We start from the raw sequence: 16,455 nt of genomic DNA, 5'->3' as shown, positions 1-16,455 counted from the left end.
TGCATATCATAACCTTACTGAAGAGGTGTTGTTCATGGCTTTCATACAATGTGATTTTTTCTCTGAAGTGCTTGGACTATCTTGCTCTATGAATGTTATTTTGCCCCAAGAAACATCGTCTCAAATCGGACTGCAAGGACATGCTCCAACAGGCCAATTTCCGGTGCTGTATTTACTTCATGGTTTATCCGATGATCACACGATCTGGATGCGCAGAACTTCAATTGAGAGATATGTTTCTCAGCTGGGGTTAGCCGTTGTCATGCCTTCCGTTCATCGCAGCTATTATACGGATATGGCGCAGGGCGGAGCCTATTGGACCTTTGATACTCGGGAGAAGCTTCAAGTGGAATTCAGCTGTAAACCGATTCATGGACAGCAATCATAGGCAACAACGGTTCCGGCAAAAGCACGTTTATCGCGGAGGAACTGCCCTCCATCGCCCGTTCGTTCTTTCCACTGTCCGCCGAACGGACGCATAATTATGTTGCGGGCCTTTCCATGGGCGGTTATGGAGCTTTCAAGCTCGCGCTTTCCCATCCGGACCGCTACGCCGCCGCGGCAAGTCTGTCAGGCGCATTGGATATCACAGTGATGAAAACGATGAATGAGAAGGAATATAGGGGAATTGTAGGTAATACCGCAGAAGTAGAAGGAAGCGGGTTGGATTTGTTTTTTCTTGCAGACGGACTAGCTGCGGGGAAGGAGAAGGTGCCGTTATTGTATCAGTGCTGCGGTACGGAGGATTTCCTGTACGAAGATAATCAACGTTTCTTGAACCACGCACGTAAGCTGGGGCTTCCGCTTACTTACGAAGAGGGTCCGGGTAACCACGAATGGGGCTATTGGGATGCGCGAATCCAGGATGTTCTTCGGTGGTTGCCATTGCCTGAGCAAGCTTCGCTGTAGTTAGATGTTGACGTGTATCTGTAATGTATTTGGGGGGATTAAGATGATCGATCGGTTACTATTCGGATTGACCTGGTTCTCAGCTGTGGGAACCGGACTGATGGCCGGCCTGTTCTTTGCCTTTTCTGTATGTATCATGACGGCCTTAGGGCGTCTCCCGCACGGGCAAGGCATTGCTGCTATGCAATCCATTAACAGCACGATATTAAATCCTGTGTTCGGCCTTGTATTCTCTGGAACGACTCTGGCTTGTGTCGTCTTGGCGATCTTCTCGTTAATTAAACGAGGGGAAGCCGGTGCAGCTTATGTACTTGCAGGCAGCCTGCTTTATCTCCTTGTCGTTGTGGTGACGATGGTATTCAACGTACCGATGAACGACAAGCTGGCAGCCGTCCTACCGAACAGTGCGGGAAGCATTGATCTCTGGAGCCGCTATGTTACCGAGTGGACGGCTTGGAACCATGTTCGAACGCTCGCCAGTATTGCTTCGTTGGTTACATTCATTATAGCTCTAAGGTATCGTTAATATTGAAAGGAGTTGTTGGTGAAATGAACGTGGATCCTAGTAATCAAGAGAGTGATTTACCCTCGAATATAGGGCAACCCGCAACAAGGGCTTTACGGGCTGCGGGTTATTTCAAGCTCGGACAACTAACCCAAATAACTCAGCAAGAGCTTCTCAAGCTGCACGGCGTAGGACCCAAGGCGGTCGAGCGGCTTGGACAAGCGCTTGTTGCCCAAGGTAAATCCTTTCGCGACTAAAGAAACAGGCAGCCGTCAAGAGGCGGCTGCCTGTGTTCATTATTCCGAATCATCGGGAGTTGGTTTATAGTCTTCGTAGAACCACAAAGGGTCGTTACAATCTTCATCTCCGTTATAGTTAATCAGAATTTCATCCCCGGACTGAATATCGGTATAAGCATAGAAATCAAAGGTATGTTGATCAAAGTTAATCTCATAGGTGGCGTTAGGTTTGTACGAATGATTAAACAAACTGCCATATCCCAGGAGAATAGCGGTATGATTCATGCCATATTCGAAAACATAGTCCGCAAGCATCGTCTTCTCGATGAACTCATGCTCCTCATTCGGGTAAGGAACAACCGGCGCTTCGTGAATAAGCTCACCTTTGGCAATGTTCCTTGTCGCAAATACACCTCTGTTAAATTCCCCGTTGCCAAGTTTGGATCTTTTAATTTCAATCATTCTGGTCACCTTCGCGCTCTTTAGTTTAAGATATTCATTCTATCGTACCTCAGGCCAAACAGCAATTATTCTTACTTTTTGCAGCAAATGTAACTTCACAAAGTATTGTCACCTGATCATAGAGATGATAAAATATATTAATAATGAATGACTATTCATTCACTTTAAGCTCAATTTATGGAAGCGCTTTACGACTACTAGTTTAAGTTGAGAGGGTGAGTTCCATTGACAACCGAAACACAGCATAAAATGAAAGAACAGATGAGTCTCCCCGTTATTGCGGCGCCGATGTTTCTTATTTCCAGTCCGGAGTTGGTGATTGAATGCTGCAGAGCAGGAATTATCGGCTCCTTCCCGTTGTTGAATGCTAGAACAACCGACATTCTTGAGGACTGGATGAAACGGATTGCAGAACAATTGAAGCAGAGCAGGGCTCAGGAACCCGGTCGGCGCGTCGCTCCCTGGGCGGTCAATCTTATCGTTCACAAAACGAATACGCGGTATGAAGCCGACGTGGAGCTAATAAAGAAACATCAACCTCCGATCGTCATCACCTCCCTTGGCGCCCCGGGACCCGTTGTAGACATTGTGCATCAGTACGGTGGATTGGTCTATTCGGACGTCAGTAATTTAACCCACGCCAGAAAAGCGGCGCAGACCGGCGTGGACGGACTGATACTTGTCTGTCACGGAGCGGGGGGGCATGCGGGAACGCTTCATCCGTTCGCATTTATGGGAGCCGTGCGGGAATTCTGGACCGGTACCGTCATCCTGGCGGGCAGTATAACGACAGGTCAGGATGTGTTTGCCGCCGCGGCTCTCGGTGCGGACTTCGCTTATATGGGAACGCGGTTTATTGCCGCGAGTGAAGGCTATGCAAGCGTTGCGTATCAGGAGATGCTGATTGCGTCGAGTTCGGACGACCTGATTTATACGGACGCCTTTAGCGGCGTTAAAGCCAACTATTTAATTCCAAGCTTGCGAAACGCGGGTCTGGATCCAGAGCTGCTTGAGAAGAAGGCATCGGTTAATTTCTCGCAGATGGAGAAGCAGGATGCCAAAGCCTGGCGGGATATTTGGTCGGCGGGACAGGGAATCAACACCATCAAGCGGGTTATGTCGACAGCGGCGCTGGTTGAAGAGCTGAGGCAGGAATACAAACAAGCCGAAAGGAGAATGGCGCAATGTTTGATACCGTAAATTACAGCGTTGACAGCGGGGTTGCTACAATCGCGATGAATAATCCTAATACGCTGAACGCGATCCATCTGGGCATGCACCGCGACCTCTACGCCGCTTTTACAGCGGCGAACGAAGATGCGGATGTTCGCTGTATCGTGCTTACGGGCGCAGGTAAAGGCTTCTCCTCGGGAGCGGATTTATCCAGTATACGGGTTCAGGGAGAAACGGATTATGGCGAATATTTAGCCCAGACGTATAACAAGCTTCTGCGTTATATGATGAGCATCCGCAAGCCGATCGTCGCGGCCATCCACGGTGTTGCCGCCGGCGCGGGTTTAAGTCTGGCGTTGGCCTGCGATTTTCGGCTTGTAACGGCAGAGGCCAAGCTGACAGTCGCCTTTATCAAGATCGGACTGATTCCGGATGCGGGGGCACACTTCTTCCTTCCCAGACTGGTCGGGCTGTCCAAAGCTTTGGAATTATCCGCGCTGGGCACTGTGATCGGCGGTGCCGAAGCCGTAAGCATAGGGCTGGCCAATAAGCTGTTACCTCAGGATCAGATGGATGCGGAAGTTCAACGGTTTACACAGCATCTCGTGAGCATGCCGACGGAGGCTTTTGGACAAATGAAAGAGATTATGTATAAGAGTATGGATCATGACTTGAACACAGTATTGGGCTGGGAGGAAGCGGGGCAGCGGCTTATGGGGAGGACCGAGGATCATAAAGAGGGGGTTACGGCATTCTTGGAGAAGAGAGCTCCTGTCTTTAAAGGCTGTTAATCGAACAGAAACGAGGTTCTCTTGCAGGTCTCTTTCGACCTACGAGAAAACCTCGTTTTTTTTGGGCAAAAAAAGTTAATGGGTCAACCGATACAGATAGTGCTCCAACGAATGCTTATATCGGGATCGGGTTGCAGCGACTTCAAGATCAATAGCAGGACGGTGGCGCATGGTACCCATATTGGAATGCCAGCGATACAGCGTCAGCGGCTCATGAATGTAGTGGAAATCGTAACCGGTCAAGATGGCTCGAAGCCACAGATCATAATCATGGGTAAACGGAAGATTTTCATCAAAATACCCTAAGGCTTCGATCGTCTGCTTCTTCATAATAACCGTGCAGCCATTGATAGGATTGGAATTGTGCAGGGAACTGTAGAACTCAATGACGTTTCGGAACGATGTGGCCACATGGCGTCCGGTAATGGCGTTGTATTCATTAATGAGGTCGAAGGACGTATAACTGATCTGTGCATTCCGGGCCAACATGTATTCCATTTGGCGGGCAATTTTATGCGGATAGAACAGATCATCTGAGCTCAGCCACGCGAAATATTCACCCGATGAGATCCGGATGCCGTAATTAAGCGCGCTTGCGGTGCCTCCGTTGGCCTTACCGATATAATTGATCTTGTGCGCATAAGGCTGAATGCGTTCCGCATGCCGTGTGGACCCGTCGTCAACCACCACAATCTCAATGTTGGGATAGGTCTGGTTTAGCGCGCTTTGAATGGCCTGTTCTATATAGGGACAGTTGTAGAAGGGAATAACGATCGTAACTTTGGGAAGATGCATTCACATAGCCTCCTTTCCGAAAGGATCAATGATGGCGGTAATAATTTAAAATATCCGTTAGGGATTGGGCCAAAGGAATTTGAGGTGACCATCCGAGTTGACGGAGTGAAGCTGTATCGATTTCAAGGACGGGACGGGCGGCACCCGGGTTGGAATCAGCTCCGGCGGCAGGCGAGCTCACTTCAAACGGCAACGGCACCTTAGCCAGCGCTGTGAATCCGTCGGCTATATCGCCGAGCGAACGGCTTAGTCCAGACGCCACAGCATACGTGTGACCTGTGACGCCGTGCAACAGAATGGTTTCATAGGCGTTCACCGCATCACGAACATCGAGAAAGTCACGCGTTTCAGTGCGTGAAGACAGCCTAAAAGGCGTGGGATCGCCGCCTTTCTCCAGAGCGGCGATTCGGCGGCCGATCAACCCGCATAAACCGGCTGAATTCCCGGGGCCGATCAGATTGGAAGGTTGCGCCACACACAGCTTCAGTTGGTAGAGATGGCCCCAGGCCAAAGATGCCGCGCGTTGAAAGGATTTGCTCAACGCATACGGATGCGGCGGCTCCGGCTTCCCACCCAGCGGGGATGCCAGCATGGAGCCGACCACAAGAACCCGGGCTTGGGGGACGTGCCGCCGAACCGCTTCCAGCACATAAACCGTGGACATCAAGTTGGTTTCCAGATGGCCGGCGGGATCTGCCCAGGAATCCGGAACGGCGTTGCGTCCCGCGAGATGAAGCACGAAGTCCGGTCGCACTTCGCCAAGCAAAGCCGAAGTTTCCTCCGCGCGGGATAAATCACAGATGACCTCATGGGCAAGCCCGCTCTTCCGGCGTACCGCCGGCACCACCTGCACTCCGCGCCGGATAAAGTGTTCACAGGCATGTCTGCCTGTGAACCCGCCGCCGCCTGTAATGAGGAGACGGGCGCTCATTATCCGTTCATCCATTCATACAATTCACGCAACATCACTTCATATTCGGGAACGTTATAATTCAGATCGGTACGCGTACTGCGTAATGTCCGATCGAGGACCATCTCCCCGTCCGGGATAATCCGGACATCTTCCTTGTTCCAGATGTCTCGGAACAGAATCAGTAAATCATGTTTACTGACTTTCTCCGGGGCTGTTAGTTGTACAAGTCCGTCTATAGGGTGCTTCACAAAGTGCCGAACCGCCTTGGCAAGCTCCAAGGTTGTGATTCCGTTCCATAACACGCCTGTATATCCCTTGACAGTGCCGCTCTGCTTCAAGAACCAGTCGAGAAGTCCGATGCCGTTTCCGCGAGTTTCCGGGCCAATAATGGAAGTTCGCAAAGTCATGTGCGGCGAACCCTTGAGTTCACCAAGAGCCTTGGATTTAGCATAGACGGAATCGCCGTCCGTAAAGTCGGATTCGGTATAATCGCCCTTGGCGCCGGAGAATACGCAATCGGTGCTGATATGAATGACGCGCGCACCGAGTGTATCCGCTACGGTTGCCAATTGATGCGGCAACATAGCGTTTACTTTATAAGCATCCACTTCATGCAAGCGGGCGCTTTCATTCAGGATGCCTACCGCGTTAATGATGACATCAGGCGAAACGGCGCGAACGACCGCTTCCACCTGTGCCGGTTCGCGAACATCCAGCAGAAGTCCGCCAGGCAGACGGCGATCTCTCGATGTGAAGTACACCTCATGATCGGTGTGCTTACGGAAATAGTCCACGAGCAGATGTCCCGCCATCCCGTTTCCGCCGAGAATCAGCAATTTCATGCCAAAAACCTGCCTTTAATTAACAGCTCTTTGATCTCATCTTTCGTCATCAAAGAGTCGCCGGAGTTGAAGTTGGTAAGAGCGACAGGAGGGCAATGCTCGTATTTCTCCTTCAGGCCCGGGATCGGCAGCGTCGGCAGGATCACAAGATATTCTTCATCGTAATGGACCGTAGTTAAGCTTTCATAATCGGAGTAGAGCACCTCATGAATTTTTTCGCCCGGACGAATGCCCAGCTCAATGACTTCAACGTCGGTTTTATCCAGCGATTCCATAAGCACTTCCGCCAAATCCAGTATTTTGCAAGCCGGCATGGTCATGACGAAAATTTCTCCGCCCACACCCACTTCACTGGCGCGAAGCAACAGACCGATCGCTTCCTGCATGGTGAGGAAGAATCGGGTCATCGCTTTATCCGTAATCCCGATCTGATTGCGTTCCTTGATCTGCTTCATAAACAAGTGGATGACGCTGCCGTTCGTTCCAAGCACATTGCCTCCGCGTACACAAACGAATTCCGTCTGGGATCTCTGCAGGTTGGCGTATACAATTAACTTCTCGCCGATGGCTTTGGTCATCCCGTAGAAATTGGAAGGATTCGCGGCTTTATCCGTAGAGATGTTGATGACTTTTTTGACTTTATTTTCGATTGCGGCCTCGATGATGTTTTGTGTCCCCAGCACATTGGTTTTGAGCGCCTCATAAGGTTGATCCTCGCAGACAGGCACATGTTTCAGCGCCGCAAGATGGAACACGTAATCCACACCTTGGCAAGCTTTCATCAGAGCCTCTTTATCACGGACATCCCCGATGCAGAAGCTTAAGCGGTCATCCTCAAACATGCGTTTCATAGCCACTTGGCTGGATTCGTTACGGGAGAAAATAATGATTTCTTTAGGACCCAGGGGAAGTAACTGATGCACAAGCTCATGCCCCCAAGATCCGGTTCCTCCGGTGACTAACAGAGTTTTATTCTGATACATTTATTTCCCTCCTAATAAAAATTTGACAACTTTATCGGAAACATTCGGGTCGTTGTAACCTTCGGGAATTTCCCAATGTCTTGGCAAGGAGGACATCAGCTTAACGGCCTCCACGATACGCTCAGCTTGCAGTCCGGTTACGACGTTGCTCCCGCAATCCACGGTTTCGGGCCGCTCTGTCGTATTTCGAATCGTTACGGTAGGAACATGAAACAGACAGCATTCCTCTTGTACGGTCCCGCTATCCGTGATGGCGCAGCGGGCGTGCTTCTCGAGCTTTACGAATTCGAAGAAGCCGAAAGGCTCGTGGAACTCCACCAGCGGATGCATAACCAGCTGAGGGTTCTGCTTGATCCGCGTCCGGGTGCGGGGGTGAATGCTGCAAATCAGCCGTTCCCCGTAATGCTCGGCAATGCCGTTGAGCGCGTTCATAATCTCGGTGAGATGAACCGGATCATCCACGTTCTCGGCGCGATGTGTCGTCACCAGGAAGTAGGAGCCTGGCTTCAGGTTCAGGTGTTCCAATACCGGGCTGGCGTCGATTTCAGGCGCATAATGGTCTAGCACCTCGTAGATGGGGTTGCCCGAGAGCATAATTCGGTTCACGGGAATGCCTTCCCGAAGGAGATTCTGCTTGCTTTGCGGCGTATACGGCATGTTAATGCTGGATATGGCATCAATCACCTTGCGGTTCTTCTCTTCCGGCACCGTCAGGTCGTAGCAGCGGTTGCCCGCTTCCATATGGATGACGGGAATCCCCATCCGTTCTGCCAGAATGGCGCTTAGCGCGCTGTTTGTATCGCCGAGCAGGAGCACTTTATCCGGCTTGATTTGTTGCAGAAGCGTTTCAATTTGACCGAACATGGTGGCCAACTGTCCTCCAAGCGACAACTGCTGGGAACTGAGCATGTGATCAGGCGTTCGCAGACGAAGTTGCTGGAAGAAGACATCGCTCAACGTGAATGTGAAGTTTTGTCCGGTATGGATGACGGTATGGCTTGCGGCCATTCGGTCCAACTTGCCCAGAATGAGGCTTAGTCGAATGATTTCCGGCCTCGTGCCGAGGATCGTGACAATATTCATAAGTTTGGATCACCTGTTTTCTTCCATTGGATTGTACAGCGGTTGGTATGCGTTATTAATTTCTCTTTCGGCGTTTTAACGTGCGCGTGGCGCGCAAGCCGCGGCGCCTCAGGGAACGGCGGTTTTTGCGGCGGTTTTCCCGCTTCAAGCGCAGTTTACCCCTGCGTTTCCGCTTGCCAAGCGTGCTCTTCCGTACCCGACCCCGTCTTGCGCGGATACTCCCGTCATGCGGCAAAACGGGATGAACGTGAGCAGCAGGTTCCGGCATCGGTTCTCCGTCCGTGTATTCGCCTAAGAACTCGTTCGGCAAATCGACAATGCGTTCGGGATCGCCGTAAGCGCGGAGAGCTTCACCGGAAGGGAAAGGCCTCTTCATCCCCAGCGCGGTTAAATACACGGTCGTTCCGCTGCCTTTCATCAACATGACGGAAGGGCTGTGAAGCCGGAATGGCGCAGACATGGAGATTTGCCTGCCTAAGGGGTACCGGGAAAGCTCGGCATCCGTTCCTTCCGTGATCGGGGCAAGATGAAGCTTGTAATATCGGAAGGTTTCCCCCGTATCCACGGGCCGCTTGTGCCCGTGTTCCAACAGAAATACGGTTGGATAAGAGCGGCTCTTTACCAGGAAACCGTCGGGAAACGGCTTTGGCGACAGCATATGTTCCGTACGCACCCGAATGAGGTGAGAAGCCACCTTTTGCCAGAAATGGTGAAGGCGAATTCGGTAAGCTCCGACTCCGAAAGCTTCCCGCACCGCTGTAAAGTTGCGGCCGCCTGTCTCTGAAGCTTCGGAAGGGGAACGCAGCAAGGTTTCCACTTTGCCCGCTAGTCCGAGAATATCGCCTGTCGGCACGACGTATCGGTCATTGCCGGTGAGTTGGGCAATTTCCTGAAGTCCGCCGGATCGATAGGTCACAACAGGTTTGCCGAAAATCAGCCCTTCCATGGCGGTCATCCCGAATCCTTCCCCGATCAGACTGGGAATGACGACAATATCCATAGCGGGATATAGCTGCTGGATACTTTTCTCGAAACGAACATGATGAAACCGGGAGGCGAGTCCCGAACTCTGAATGCTTCGCAGGCAGGATTGGTAGTAATCGGTATCCGTCGGTTTCCCTGCTATGAGGAAGGAAAGACGGTCATATTTGGTCCCGAGATGTACGGCCATACGAATGAAATGATCCAAGCCTTTATTCGGGTAAATATCGGATGAGATATATCCGACAACCGTTCGGTCCATTCCGATGCCCAGCATCGCTCTCTTGCTTTGCCGGTGGGCCGGCCAATGCCCCGGGTCCAGCGTATCCTCATGCCAGGAAGGGTAGAGCAGCACTTTTTTGTCCTGAAAGATGGAGCCTTGAAACAACCAGAAGACGGCTTGCGAAATTCCTATAATCCAATCGGAGTATCTGTCAATTAACAGTGCCGAAAGGGAGGAGTGGGCATTCTGTGTAATGACTTCAGTCAGCATCCATGCCGTCGGTATACCGGCTGCTTTAGCCGCTGCCGCCGGAAGCGGGTTTACCGAAGTGTTCACAATAGCGAGATCCGGCTGGTACGTTCGAATGAGCTCCATTAAAGAAAAGAAAACGGGCTCGTGGAGCAATCGGTCCATCGCTTCAAATAAACCGGGGCCGGGATCATACACCTCCCATAACACCGGGTAATGATGCACGATGACGGTGAGGCCCATACTCCTCGCCTGCGCGGAGAGGACGCCTTCGGTCGGAACGACCAACGCTACTTCGTGATGCGGACGCAGCTCCTGCGCGAAGAACAGCAGCAACTTCTCCGCCCCGGTAATATGTTCAGCGTTACATATATGGGAAAACAACATCACTTTCGAATGAGCAGCTGACATACGGGACATACCTACCCAAAGGAACAGGTATGGTTTCACCTCCTTTTGTTTAGGTAGTACAATATATTGTCAGCGGGCATCGGTGGACACGACAATTACCCTCGTACATTCGTACAATTCCACAGACAGGTATCCCACTTTATTTGGCGCAAACGGGCTTATGTCCTAGGCGCAATGGATTCCCGGCGCGTACACTACAGAAACGTTGTAGGGAGGCGTCAGGTGAATGAAAGCTGTGGTAACAGGCGGTGCCGGGTTTATCGGATCGCATTTGGCGGAAGCCCTTCTGGCCGAAGGTTGGGAAGTGCATGTGGCAGATAATCTGACTACGGGGCGCAAAGCCTATATTCCGCAAAATGCGGTATTACATGCCGTAGATATAACGGAAGCGGGGCTGTCGGAGATTTTCGGGGGCATACGGCCGGATGTTGTGTATCATTTGGCCGCGCAGGCTGATGTGAAACGTTCCATAGATGATCCGGCCTATGATGCCGGGATTAATATAGTCGGTACGCTGCGGGTTCTGGAGGCCGCTCGAGATTGCGGAGCGGTCAAGGTTGTTATCGCTTCGACTTCGGCCGTATACGGCAACTTGGAGCGCGATCTGCTCACAGAGACGGATCTGGCGGAGCCGGTGTCCTTCTATGGGTTGTCCAAGCTGGCAGCGGAGCGCTATTGCAAGGTGTACCGCGATTTGTTCGGGCTGGATTACACGGTGCTTCGCTTCGCGAACGTATATGGCCCGAAGCAGACAGCGAAAGGCGAAGGCGGCGTTGCAGCCGTGTTCATGGAGCAGTTGGCGAAAGGGCTGCCGTTAACCGTCCACGGGGACGGGGAGCAGACGCGGGACTTCATCTACGTCGGTGATGTGGTCGAGGCTCTGATGGCCGCCGGCAGAGGTGCGGGAACGGGGGCGACACTGCATGTGAGCACAGGGGAGCGGACGTCCGTGAATGAGCTCGTCGCGCTGGTGCGAGAGCTTCACGGGCCGTCCACAGCGGTCGTGCACAAACCGGCGCGAACGGGGGATATCCGGCACAGCTGCCTGGATAACGCCCGCGCCCGCGAGCAGTTGGGCTGGGCGCCCGTAACCGGTGTGAGGGAAGGGATCGCCCGAACATATGGGTATTTTATGGGGATATAAGAGAAGGACAGCCGAGGAGGGCTGTCCTTTTTGGGCGCTCCCAAATCTAAAAAAAAGATATGCTTTCAGCAAAATAACTGCATGTTCATAGAGGGAAGGCCTATCTATACTTAGCCTATAGACATTAAACATTCTTAGAGGAGGCCTCTCTCATGATATTCGATTGCGACGTGCATCATTGCAGGAGGACCAGTCAAGACCTGCTGCCTTATCTACAAGAGCCTTGGAAAACCGAGGTTGCCAAGTATGGAGAACGCCATCTTGCATCAGGTATTCTGCAGCAAGAAGGGGGTATGCGCTGGGATTCAGTACCTCCGGATGGAAGCGCCCCCGGATCAAACCCGACGTTTCTGAAGACGCAGTTGCTTGACAAATATAACTATACATACGCGCTTCTTACAGGGACAGGGCATCATATCACCGGCATTCCGGATCCTGACTATGCCCAGGCCGTTTGCTCCGCATATAACGATCATACGATGGAACATTGGCTGCCCCAAGACAAACGTTTCAAAATGGCTTTATGGGTCGCTCATCAGGATCCTCACCTGGCTGCCCGTGAGATTGACAGACTTGGCGACCATCCCGATGTCATAGCTGTATGGTTCTCTTCCACAAGTAAAATCCCTTTTGGCAACCGGTTCTATCACCCGATATATGAAGCAGCCCAGCGCAAAGGGCTCCCGATCGGCATTCATCCGGGCCAAGGCGGCGCAATGATGGCACAGGCATCTCCGACGGCTGCTGGAATGGCCAGAACGTATCTCGAGTGGCATGTTTGTGTGCCGCAAATCTATATGGCTCATCTGACTAACCTGATTCTGGAAGGAACGTTTGAGAAATTCCCGCAGCTTCAATTCTTTCTGGTAGAAGGCGGATTTGCTTGGTTGCCTCATCTGCTCTGGCGGATGGATTCTCATTTCAAAGGACTTCGCCAACAGGCGCCTTATCTGAAGCGTCTGCCGAGCGAGTATATAGCGGATCATGTGCGGTTGACGACCCAGCCTCTCGAAGAGCCGAAGAAGGAAGAGCATCTGATCCAGTTATTTGACATGATCGATGCCGAGAATATTCTCATGTATGCCAGTGATTACCCGCATTGGGATTTCGATGAGCCCAACATTCTGCCAAGAAAGCTGTCTGAAACCGCGAAGCAGAAAATTTTATTCGATAACGCCGCTAATTTCTTTGGACTTAAAGCTTAGAGAGGAGGAATTCTTATGACACTTGTAACCGTCGCCAAAACATCGGACATTGTCGCAAACAAAACCTTTCTCGTACAAGTTGAGCGCAAGGAAATCGGAATTTTATTGGATCACAATCAGTATTACGCGGTTCTCAATATTTGCCCCCATGCCAAAGCACCGATTTGTTCAGGCCATATTGAGGGAACTTTAATCGCTCCGCAAGTCGGAATTTTTGACTATCAACACGATCGGCGTGTACTCCGCTGTCCGTGGCACCATTGGGAGTTCGAACTTCCTTCGGGCAGGGCTGTTTGCAACATGAAAGAGAGAATAAAAACATATCCTGTTGTGGTGCAAGGTGAGGATATTCTTATAGACATCTAGTTGATTAAACACGATTGCGCCTGCGATACTCCGATGGACTGGTCTGATAGAACTGCTGGAACACTCGGCTTAAATAAAACCCGTTCTGATATCCGCATTGAGGGGCAATGCACTCAAGCGGTTCCTGTGTATCAATTAATAACATCTTTGCTTTCTGCATGCGTAGTGCGGTCACGTATTGTGAAGGAGAACTGCCAGTTAGTTGCTTGTATTTAACAGAGAAATGAGACAAGGACAGACCGAGCTGCGAAGCGACTGCGGCAAGCCCGGTGTTGTCGAAAGCGTGCCGTTGCAGCAGTTTCATCGCTTGAGCGATGAATGGCCGGTCCCGACTGTCCTCTTTGTAAGGAGACAAGTGATCTTCTAACAGCACTAACAGTACAAGGTCGCGTAACATGGATTCCTGCCACACACGGCTGTCTGAACCAGGATGAATCTCAAGCTTGCTAAGTAAGTCCAGAGTGCTTGCAAACCTGTCAAGGTGTTGCAAGCTTTTTTTGCCACAGAGGTGAATTTCGCTAGCGAGGACGGGGAGACCGGCAGTTGTCGTCCATTCGAATTCAAACATATGAAAGCTGAGTACGCCCAAGGCTTGTCGGCAAAAACGTAAACCAGGTGGGCAAATTATAAGATCGCCGACACTGGCAATACCGGTTTCATTTCCAATGGTGTAACGGAATGTACCTAACTCTAACGCCAACAGGAACCAACCATCATAAGTAGCTTCGCCGAAGGCGAATTGCTCTCTTCTGAGAGCATGTGAGTAGGCAGTAATTCGAAAATTGCTATTTACGTAGTCAACCGGACTCATTGCTTTTACTCCTAGTCGATGTAATAGGTAAATTGTATGCTAAGGAAGAATAGCTGTAAAGGATAACTGAATCATAAAGGACCGGTATTCTCCGTGCAAAAAAGGGCATAGAACACATCACACCTTCCATAATCCAAATGTTATTTCTTTGACTATTGACAATCTTTTCCCTAAGGATTACACTCATGTTAGGTTGTTAGTGATCACTAACATTATGGAAGGAAGGCTTAAGGAATGGACACCTCTGTCGCTGCCACAACACATGATAAATTGCTGCTTGCCGCTATCGACTTAATGTCGGAGAAGGGCTACAACGGCGTAACAACCAAAGAAATCGCCGCTATGGCAGGGGTTAGTGAAATGACCTTGTTCCGTAAGTTTGGCAATAAACAGAAACTGCTTGAAGAAGCGCTGGAACGTTTCTACTATGCGGGAGCGATGCGGCGCATTTTCTCCGAGGAGATGGTGTGGGATTTAAAGACGGATCTGCTCTTGGTAAGCCGGACTTATCAGGAAATCATGAAACGGAATCGCAAACTGATTCAGATTATGAACAAGGAAAGTCATCAGTTGCCGGAACTTAGGAAGCAGTCGAGCAAGCATCCGCAGCAACTTCTGGAGCTATTGAAAGATTATTTGGTTAAGATGCAGGCCAAGGGTCTTGTGGGAAATACACCTGTTGAGGGCCAGGCGCTGGCATTTATGTACATGAATTACGGCGCGGCCATGACCAATCTCCACTCCCCGTCGTCGGTGATGAATATGACCATGGATACGTTTATTGAAATCAGTGTGGAGATGTACACTAGGGCGTTGCAACCCTAGTTTTTTTGAAGATTGAATGTTAGTTAGTACTAACTAACAACCTGGAGGAGGCTATAAAAATGGAAACCAACCAAGGCAAGGAAGAGTTAATCGATGCAGCAGCCTCATCCCCTTTTGAACATCGTGAACGGTTGTTGAAGACGCTTGTATTTACTTTAATTCTATCCGTGATGAGCGCGACCATGTTTAATATTGTGCTGACGGAAATCAGTATGGAATTTCAGTTGTCTCTCGCTCAGGTGAGTTGGGTAACGTCGGCTTATATGCTTGTTTATGCGATGGGCGCTGTGATTTACGGTAAACTGGCTGACCGGTTCCCGTTACGGAATCTGATTACCTTCGGGATTCTGATCTTTGTCGGCGGATCATTACTCGGTCTCACGTCACAAGCTTACAGCATGGTGCTGGTCGGACGCGTACTTCAAGCGATGGGCGCGTCGGTGATTCCGGCCACCGGGATGTTAATTCCCCTGCGATATTTTCCTGAAGGGGAGCGGGGCAGGGCACTGGGAACGGCTGCGGCCGGGTTAGCGCTGGGAGGCGCCCTGGGTCCTATGCTGTCCGCGTTCATCGTCAGTGTGCTGGATTGGCGGTGGCTGTTCTGCCTGCCGCTGCTGACGTTATTCACATTGCCTTTCTATCGTAAATATCTTACGGATACAACGGTGAAGCAGGTGTCGATGGATTGGCTGGGCGGCGGGTTACTGGCAGGCGCTGTTGCCTCGCTTCTGTTAGCTGTAACGAATGAATCCTGGCTTCCCGGCGGAACTGGCGCGATCTTGTTCGTGTTATTCTTGTGGCGGATTCATGCCGTCAAGGCTCCTTTTGTCCAGCCAAAGCTGTTTCGCAACAAACAATATACGTGGGGGCTGTTCATCGCATTCGGAATCAACATCATTGGTTTTTCGCTTCCGTTTCTCAGCCCTTTACTGCTTGCTCAAGTGAATCAGCTTCCGCCGGGATGGGTTGGATTAGTCCTGGTGCCTGCGGCCGTTTTCTCGGCTTTACTGGGACGCAAAGCGGGCAAACTCGCGGATACGAAAGGAAGTGCTTTTCTGTTCTTCGTGGCGTCCGGTCTCATGTTCATCGGCCTCATGCTCCTCTCCGTTCTTTCTGGTGCTCACGCTCTGTGGATTGCGGTATTCCTGATTTTCGGCCAACTGGGTCAGATTTCAATGATGGTAGCCCTTTCCAACACCGTTTCCCGAACATTGCCAAAGGATCAAACCGGGGTGGGCATGGGACTTCTGTCCATGTTGAACTTCATAGCCGCGGCCATCGCTGCCGGTGTATACAGCAAAATAGTCGATCAAGGAGCCGAAGTACCTTGGAATGTGCTGAATCCATATGGTAACGCGGCGGTGTTTAGTAACATTTATTTGATTCTGGCCGGGGGGTTAATGTGTTTAGCCATGATCTATCGGTGGACATACGGCAAGAAGGCTGGCAGCAAGATCCCTTCGAAAACAGAGACGGCCCCGTCGCGGTAACAAAGTAAAATGAAATCGAAATTAGTTGTCAAAAACGCCGCTGAACCGCATAACG

The 16,455-nt window shown here is 51.0% G+C and carries 17 protein-coding genes and 1 pseudogene; 10 read left to right on the top strand and 8 right to left on the bottom strand.

The features are described 5' to 3' along the window. The first annotated feature begins 34 nt into the window (after nt 1-34). From SY83_RS07110 to SY83_RS07100, 3 genes and pseudogenes are all read left to right on the top strand, one after another. Nucleotides 35-909 (top strand): annotated as a pseudogene (locus SY83_RS07110) (alpha/beta hydrolase). Between the two features lie 43 nt (nt 910-952). Then, nucleotides 953-1,435: an anthrone oxygenase family protein gene (locus SY83_RS07105; RefSeq protein WP_068605510.1), complete on the top strand. Its 483-nt coding sequence runs from the start codon at nt 953-955 to the stop codon at nt 1,433-1,435. 23 nt (nt 1,436-1,458) lie between these two features. After that, the gene (locus SY83_RS07100; protein WP_068605508.1) at nt 1,459-1,671 is read left to right on the top strand and encodes a helix-hairpin-helix domain-containing protein; all 213 of its coding nucleotides are present in this window, start codon (nt 1,459-1,461) and stop codon (nt 1,669-1,671) included. A 39-nt stretch (nt 1,672-1,710) separates the two neighbouring features. Here the strand turns inward: SY83_RS07100 and SY83_RS07095 are convergent, their stop codons facing one another. Beyond that, nucleotides 1,711-2,115, bottom strand: coding sequence for an SET domain-containing protein (locus SY83_RS07095; protein ID WP_068605506.1), 405 nt, complete (start codon nt 2,113-2,115; stop codon nt 1,711-1,713). 225 nt (nt 2,116-2,340) lie between these two features. Here SY83_RS07095 and SY83_RS07090 point away from each other — a divergent pair, with 225 nt between their 5' ends. Beyond that, nucleotides 2,341-3,315, top strand: coding sequence for an NAD(P)H-dependent flavin oxidoreductase (locus tag SY83_RS07090; protein WP_407944615.1), 975 nt, complete (start codon nt 2,341-2,343; stop codon nt 3,313-3,315). Next, nucleotides 3,300-4,079 (top strand): enoyl-CoA hydratase/isomerase family protein, encoded by a 780-nt coding sequence (locus SY83_RS07085; protein WP_068605505.1) that lies wholly within the window; start codon nt 3,300-3,302, stop codon nt 4,077-4,079. Before SY83_RS07090 ends, SY83_RS07085 begins: the two co-directional genes overlap by 16 nt. 75 nt (nt 4,080-4,154) lie before the next feature. Here the strand turns inward: SY83_RS07085 and SY83_RS07080 are convergent, their stop codons facing one another. Genes SY83_RS07080 through SY83_RS07055 form a run of 6 tightly spaced genes read right to left on the bottom strand, consistent with a single transcriptional unit; the run spans nt 4,155 to nt 10,568 of the window. Further along, the gene (locus SY83_RS07080; protein ID WP_068605503.1) at nt 4,155-4,874 is read right to left on the bottom strand and encodes a glycosyltransferase; all 720 of its coding nucleotides are present in this window, start codon (nt 4,872-4,874) and stop codon (nt 4,155-4,157) included. Nucleotides 4,875-4,899: 25 nt separating this feature from the next. After that, complete coding sequence (locus SY83_RS07075) at nt 4,900-5,805, bottom strand: NAD-dependent epimerase/dehydratase family protein (protein ID WP_068605500.1); 906 nt, start codon at nt 5,803-5,805, stop codon at nt 4,900-4,902. Continuing rightward, a complete protein-coding gene (locus SY83_RS07070) occupies nt 5,805-6,629 on the bottom strand; it encodes a dTDP-4-dehydrorhamnose reductase family protein (protein ID WP_068605499.1) in 825 nt (274 codons plus the stop codon). The genes SY83_RS07075 and SY83_RS07070 overlap by 1 nt, the downstream gene beginning before the upstream one ends. Further along, nucleotides 6,626-7,612 carry a polysaccharide biosynthesis protein gene (locus SY83_RS07065; RefSeq protein WP_068605497.1) on the bottom strand — a complete coding sequence of 329 codons (987 nt, stop codon included), beginning with the start codon at nt 7,610-7,612 and terminating at the stop codon, nt 6,626-6,628. Before SY83_RS07065 ends, SY83_RS07070 begins: the two co-directional genes overlap by 4 nt. After that, on the bottom strand, nt 7,613-8,695 hold the full coding sequence (gene wecB / locus SY83_RS07060) for a non-hydrolyzing UDP-N-acetylglucosamine 2-epimerase (protein WP_068605494.1): 1,083 nt from the start codon (nt 8,693-8,695) through the stop codon (nt 7,613-7,615). It lies immediately after the preceding gene. 55 nt (nt 8,696-8,750) lie between these two features. Beyond that, the gene (locus SY83_RS07055; RefSeq protein WP_068605492.1) at nt 8,751-10,568 is read right to left on the bottom strand and encodes a glycosyltransferase family 4 protein; all 1,818 of its coding nucleotides are present in this window, start codon (nt 10,566-10,568) and stop codon (nt 8,751-8,753) included. A gap of 217 nt (nt 10,569-10,785) precedes the next feature. On the opposite strand from SY83_RS07055, the gene SY83_RS07050 reads away from it, so the two are divergent. The 3 genes from SY83_RS07050 (at nt 10,786) to SY83_RS07040 (ending at nt 13,274) form a co-directional block, all read left to right on the top strand. Next, on the top strand, nt 10,786-11,703 hold the full coding sequence (locus SY83_RS07050) for an NAD-dependent epimerase/dehydratase family protein (protein ID WP_068605490.1): 918 nt from the start codon (nt 10,786-10,788) through the stop codon (nt 11,701-11,703). 152 nt (nt 11,704-11,855) lie between these two features. Beyond that, nucleotides 11,856-12,908 (top strand): amidohydrolase family protein, encoded by a 1,053-nt coding sequence (locus SY83_RS07045; RefSeq protein WP_068605489.1) that lies wholly within the window; start codon nt 11,856-11,858, stop codon nt 12,906-12,908. 15 nt (nt 12,909-12,923) lie between these two features. Further along, a complete protein-coding gene (locus tag SY83_RS07040; RefSeq protein ID WP_068605487.1) occupies nt 12,924-13,274 on the top strand; it encodes a Rieske (2Fe-2S) protein in 351 nt (116 codons plus the stop codon). A 4-nt stretch (nt 13,275-13,278) separates the two neighbouring features. On the opposite strand, the gene SY83_RS07035 is transcribed toward SY83_RS07040, so the two are convergent. Continuing rightward, complete coding sequence (locus tag SY83_RS07035) at nt 13,279-14,085, bottom strand: helix-turn-helix transcriptional regulator (protein WP_068605485.1); 807 nt, start codon at nt 14,083-14,085, stop codon at nt 13,279-13,281. Between the two features lie 234 nt (nt 14,086-14,319). Between SY83_RS07035 and SY83_RS07030 the strand changes: the two genes are divergently transcribed. Together SY83_RS07030 and SY83_RS07025 are read left to right on the top strand one after the other, a co-directional pair. Further along, complete coding sequence (locus tag SY83_RS07030) at nt 14,320-14,910, top strand: TetR/AcrR family transcriptional regulator (RefSeq protein WP_068605483.1); 591 nt, start codon at nt 14,320-14,322, stop codon at nt 14,908-14,910. Between the two features lie 59 nt (nt 14,911-14,969). Next, the gene (locus tag SY83_RS07025) at nt 14,970-16,400 is read left to right on the top strand and encodes an MFS transporter (protein ID WP_082882374.1); all 1,431 of its coding nucleotides are present in this window, start codon (nt 14,970-14,972) and stop codon (nt 16,398-16,400) included. Nucleotides 16,401-16,455: the final 55 nt, after the last annotated feature.

Origin of the sequence: Paenibacillus swuensis, from assembly GCF_001644605.1 — a bacterium.
Lineage (GTDB): Bacteria > Bacillota > Bacilli > Paenibacillales > DY6 > Paenibacillus_N > Paenibacillus_N swuensis.
The sequence above is the reverse complement of the archived record's forward strand: the minus strand, read 5'-3'. Positions and strand labels throughout refer to the sequence as shown.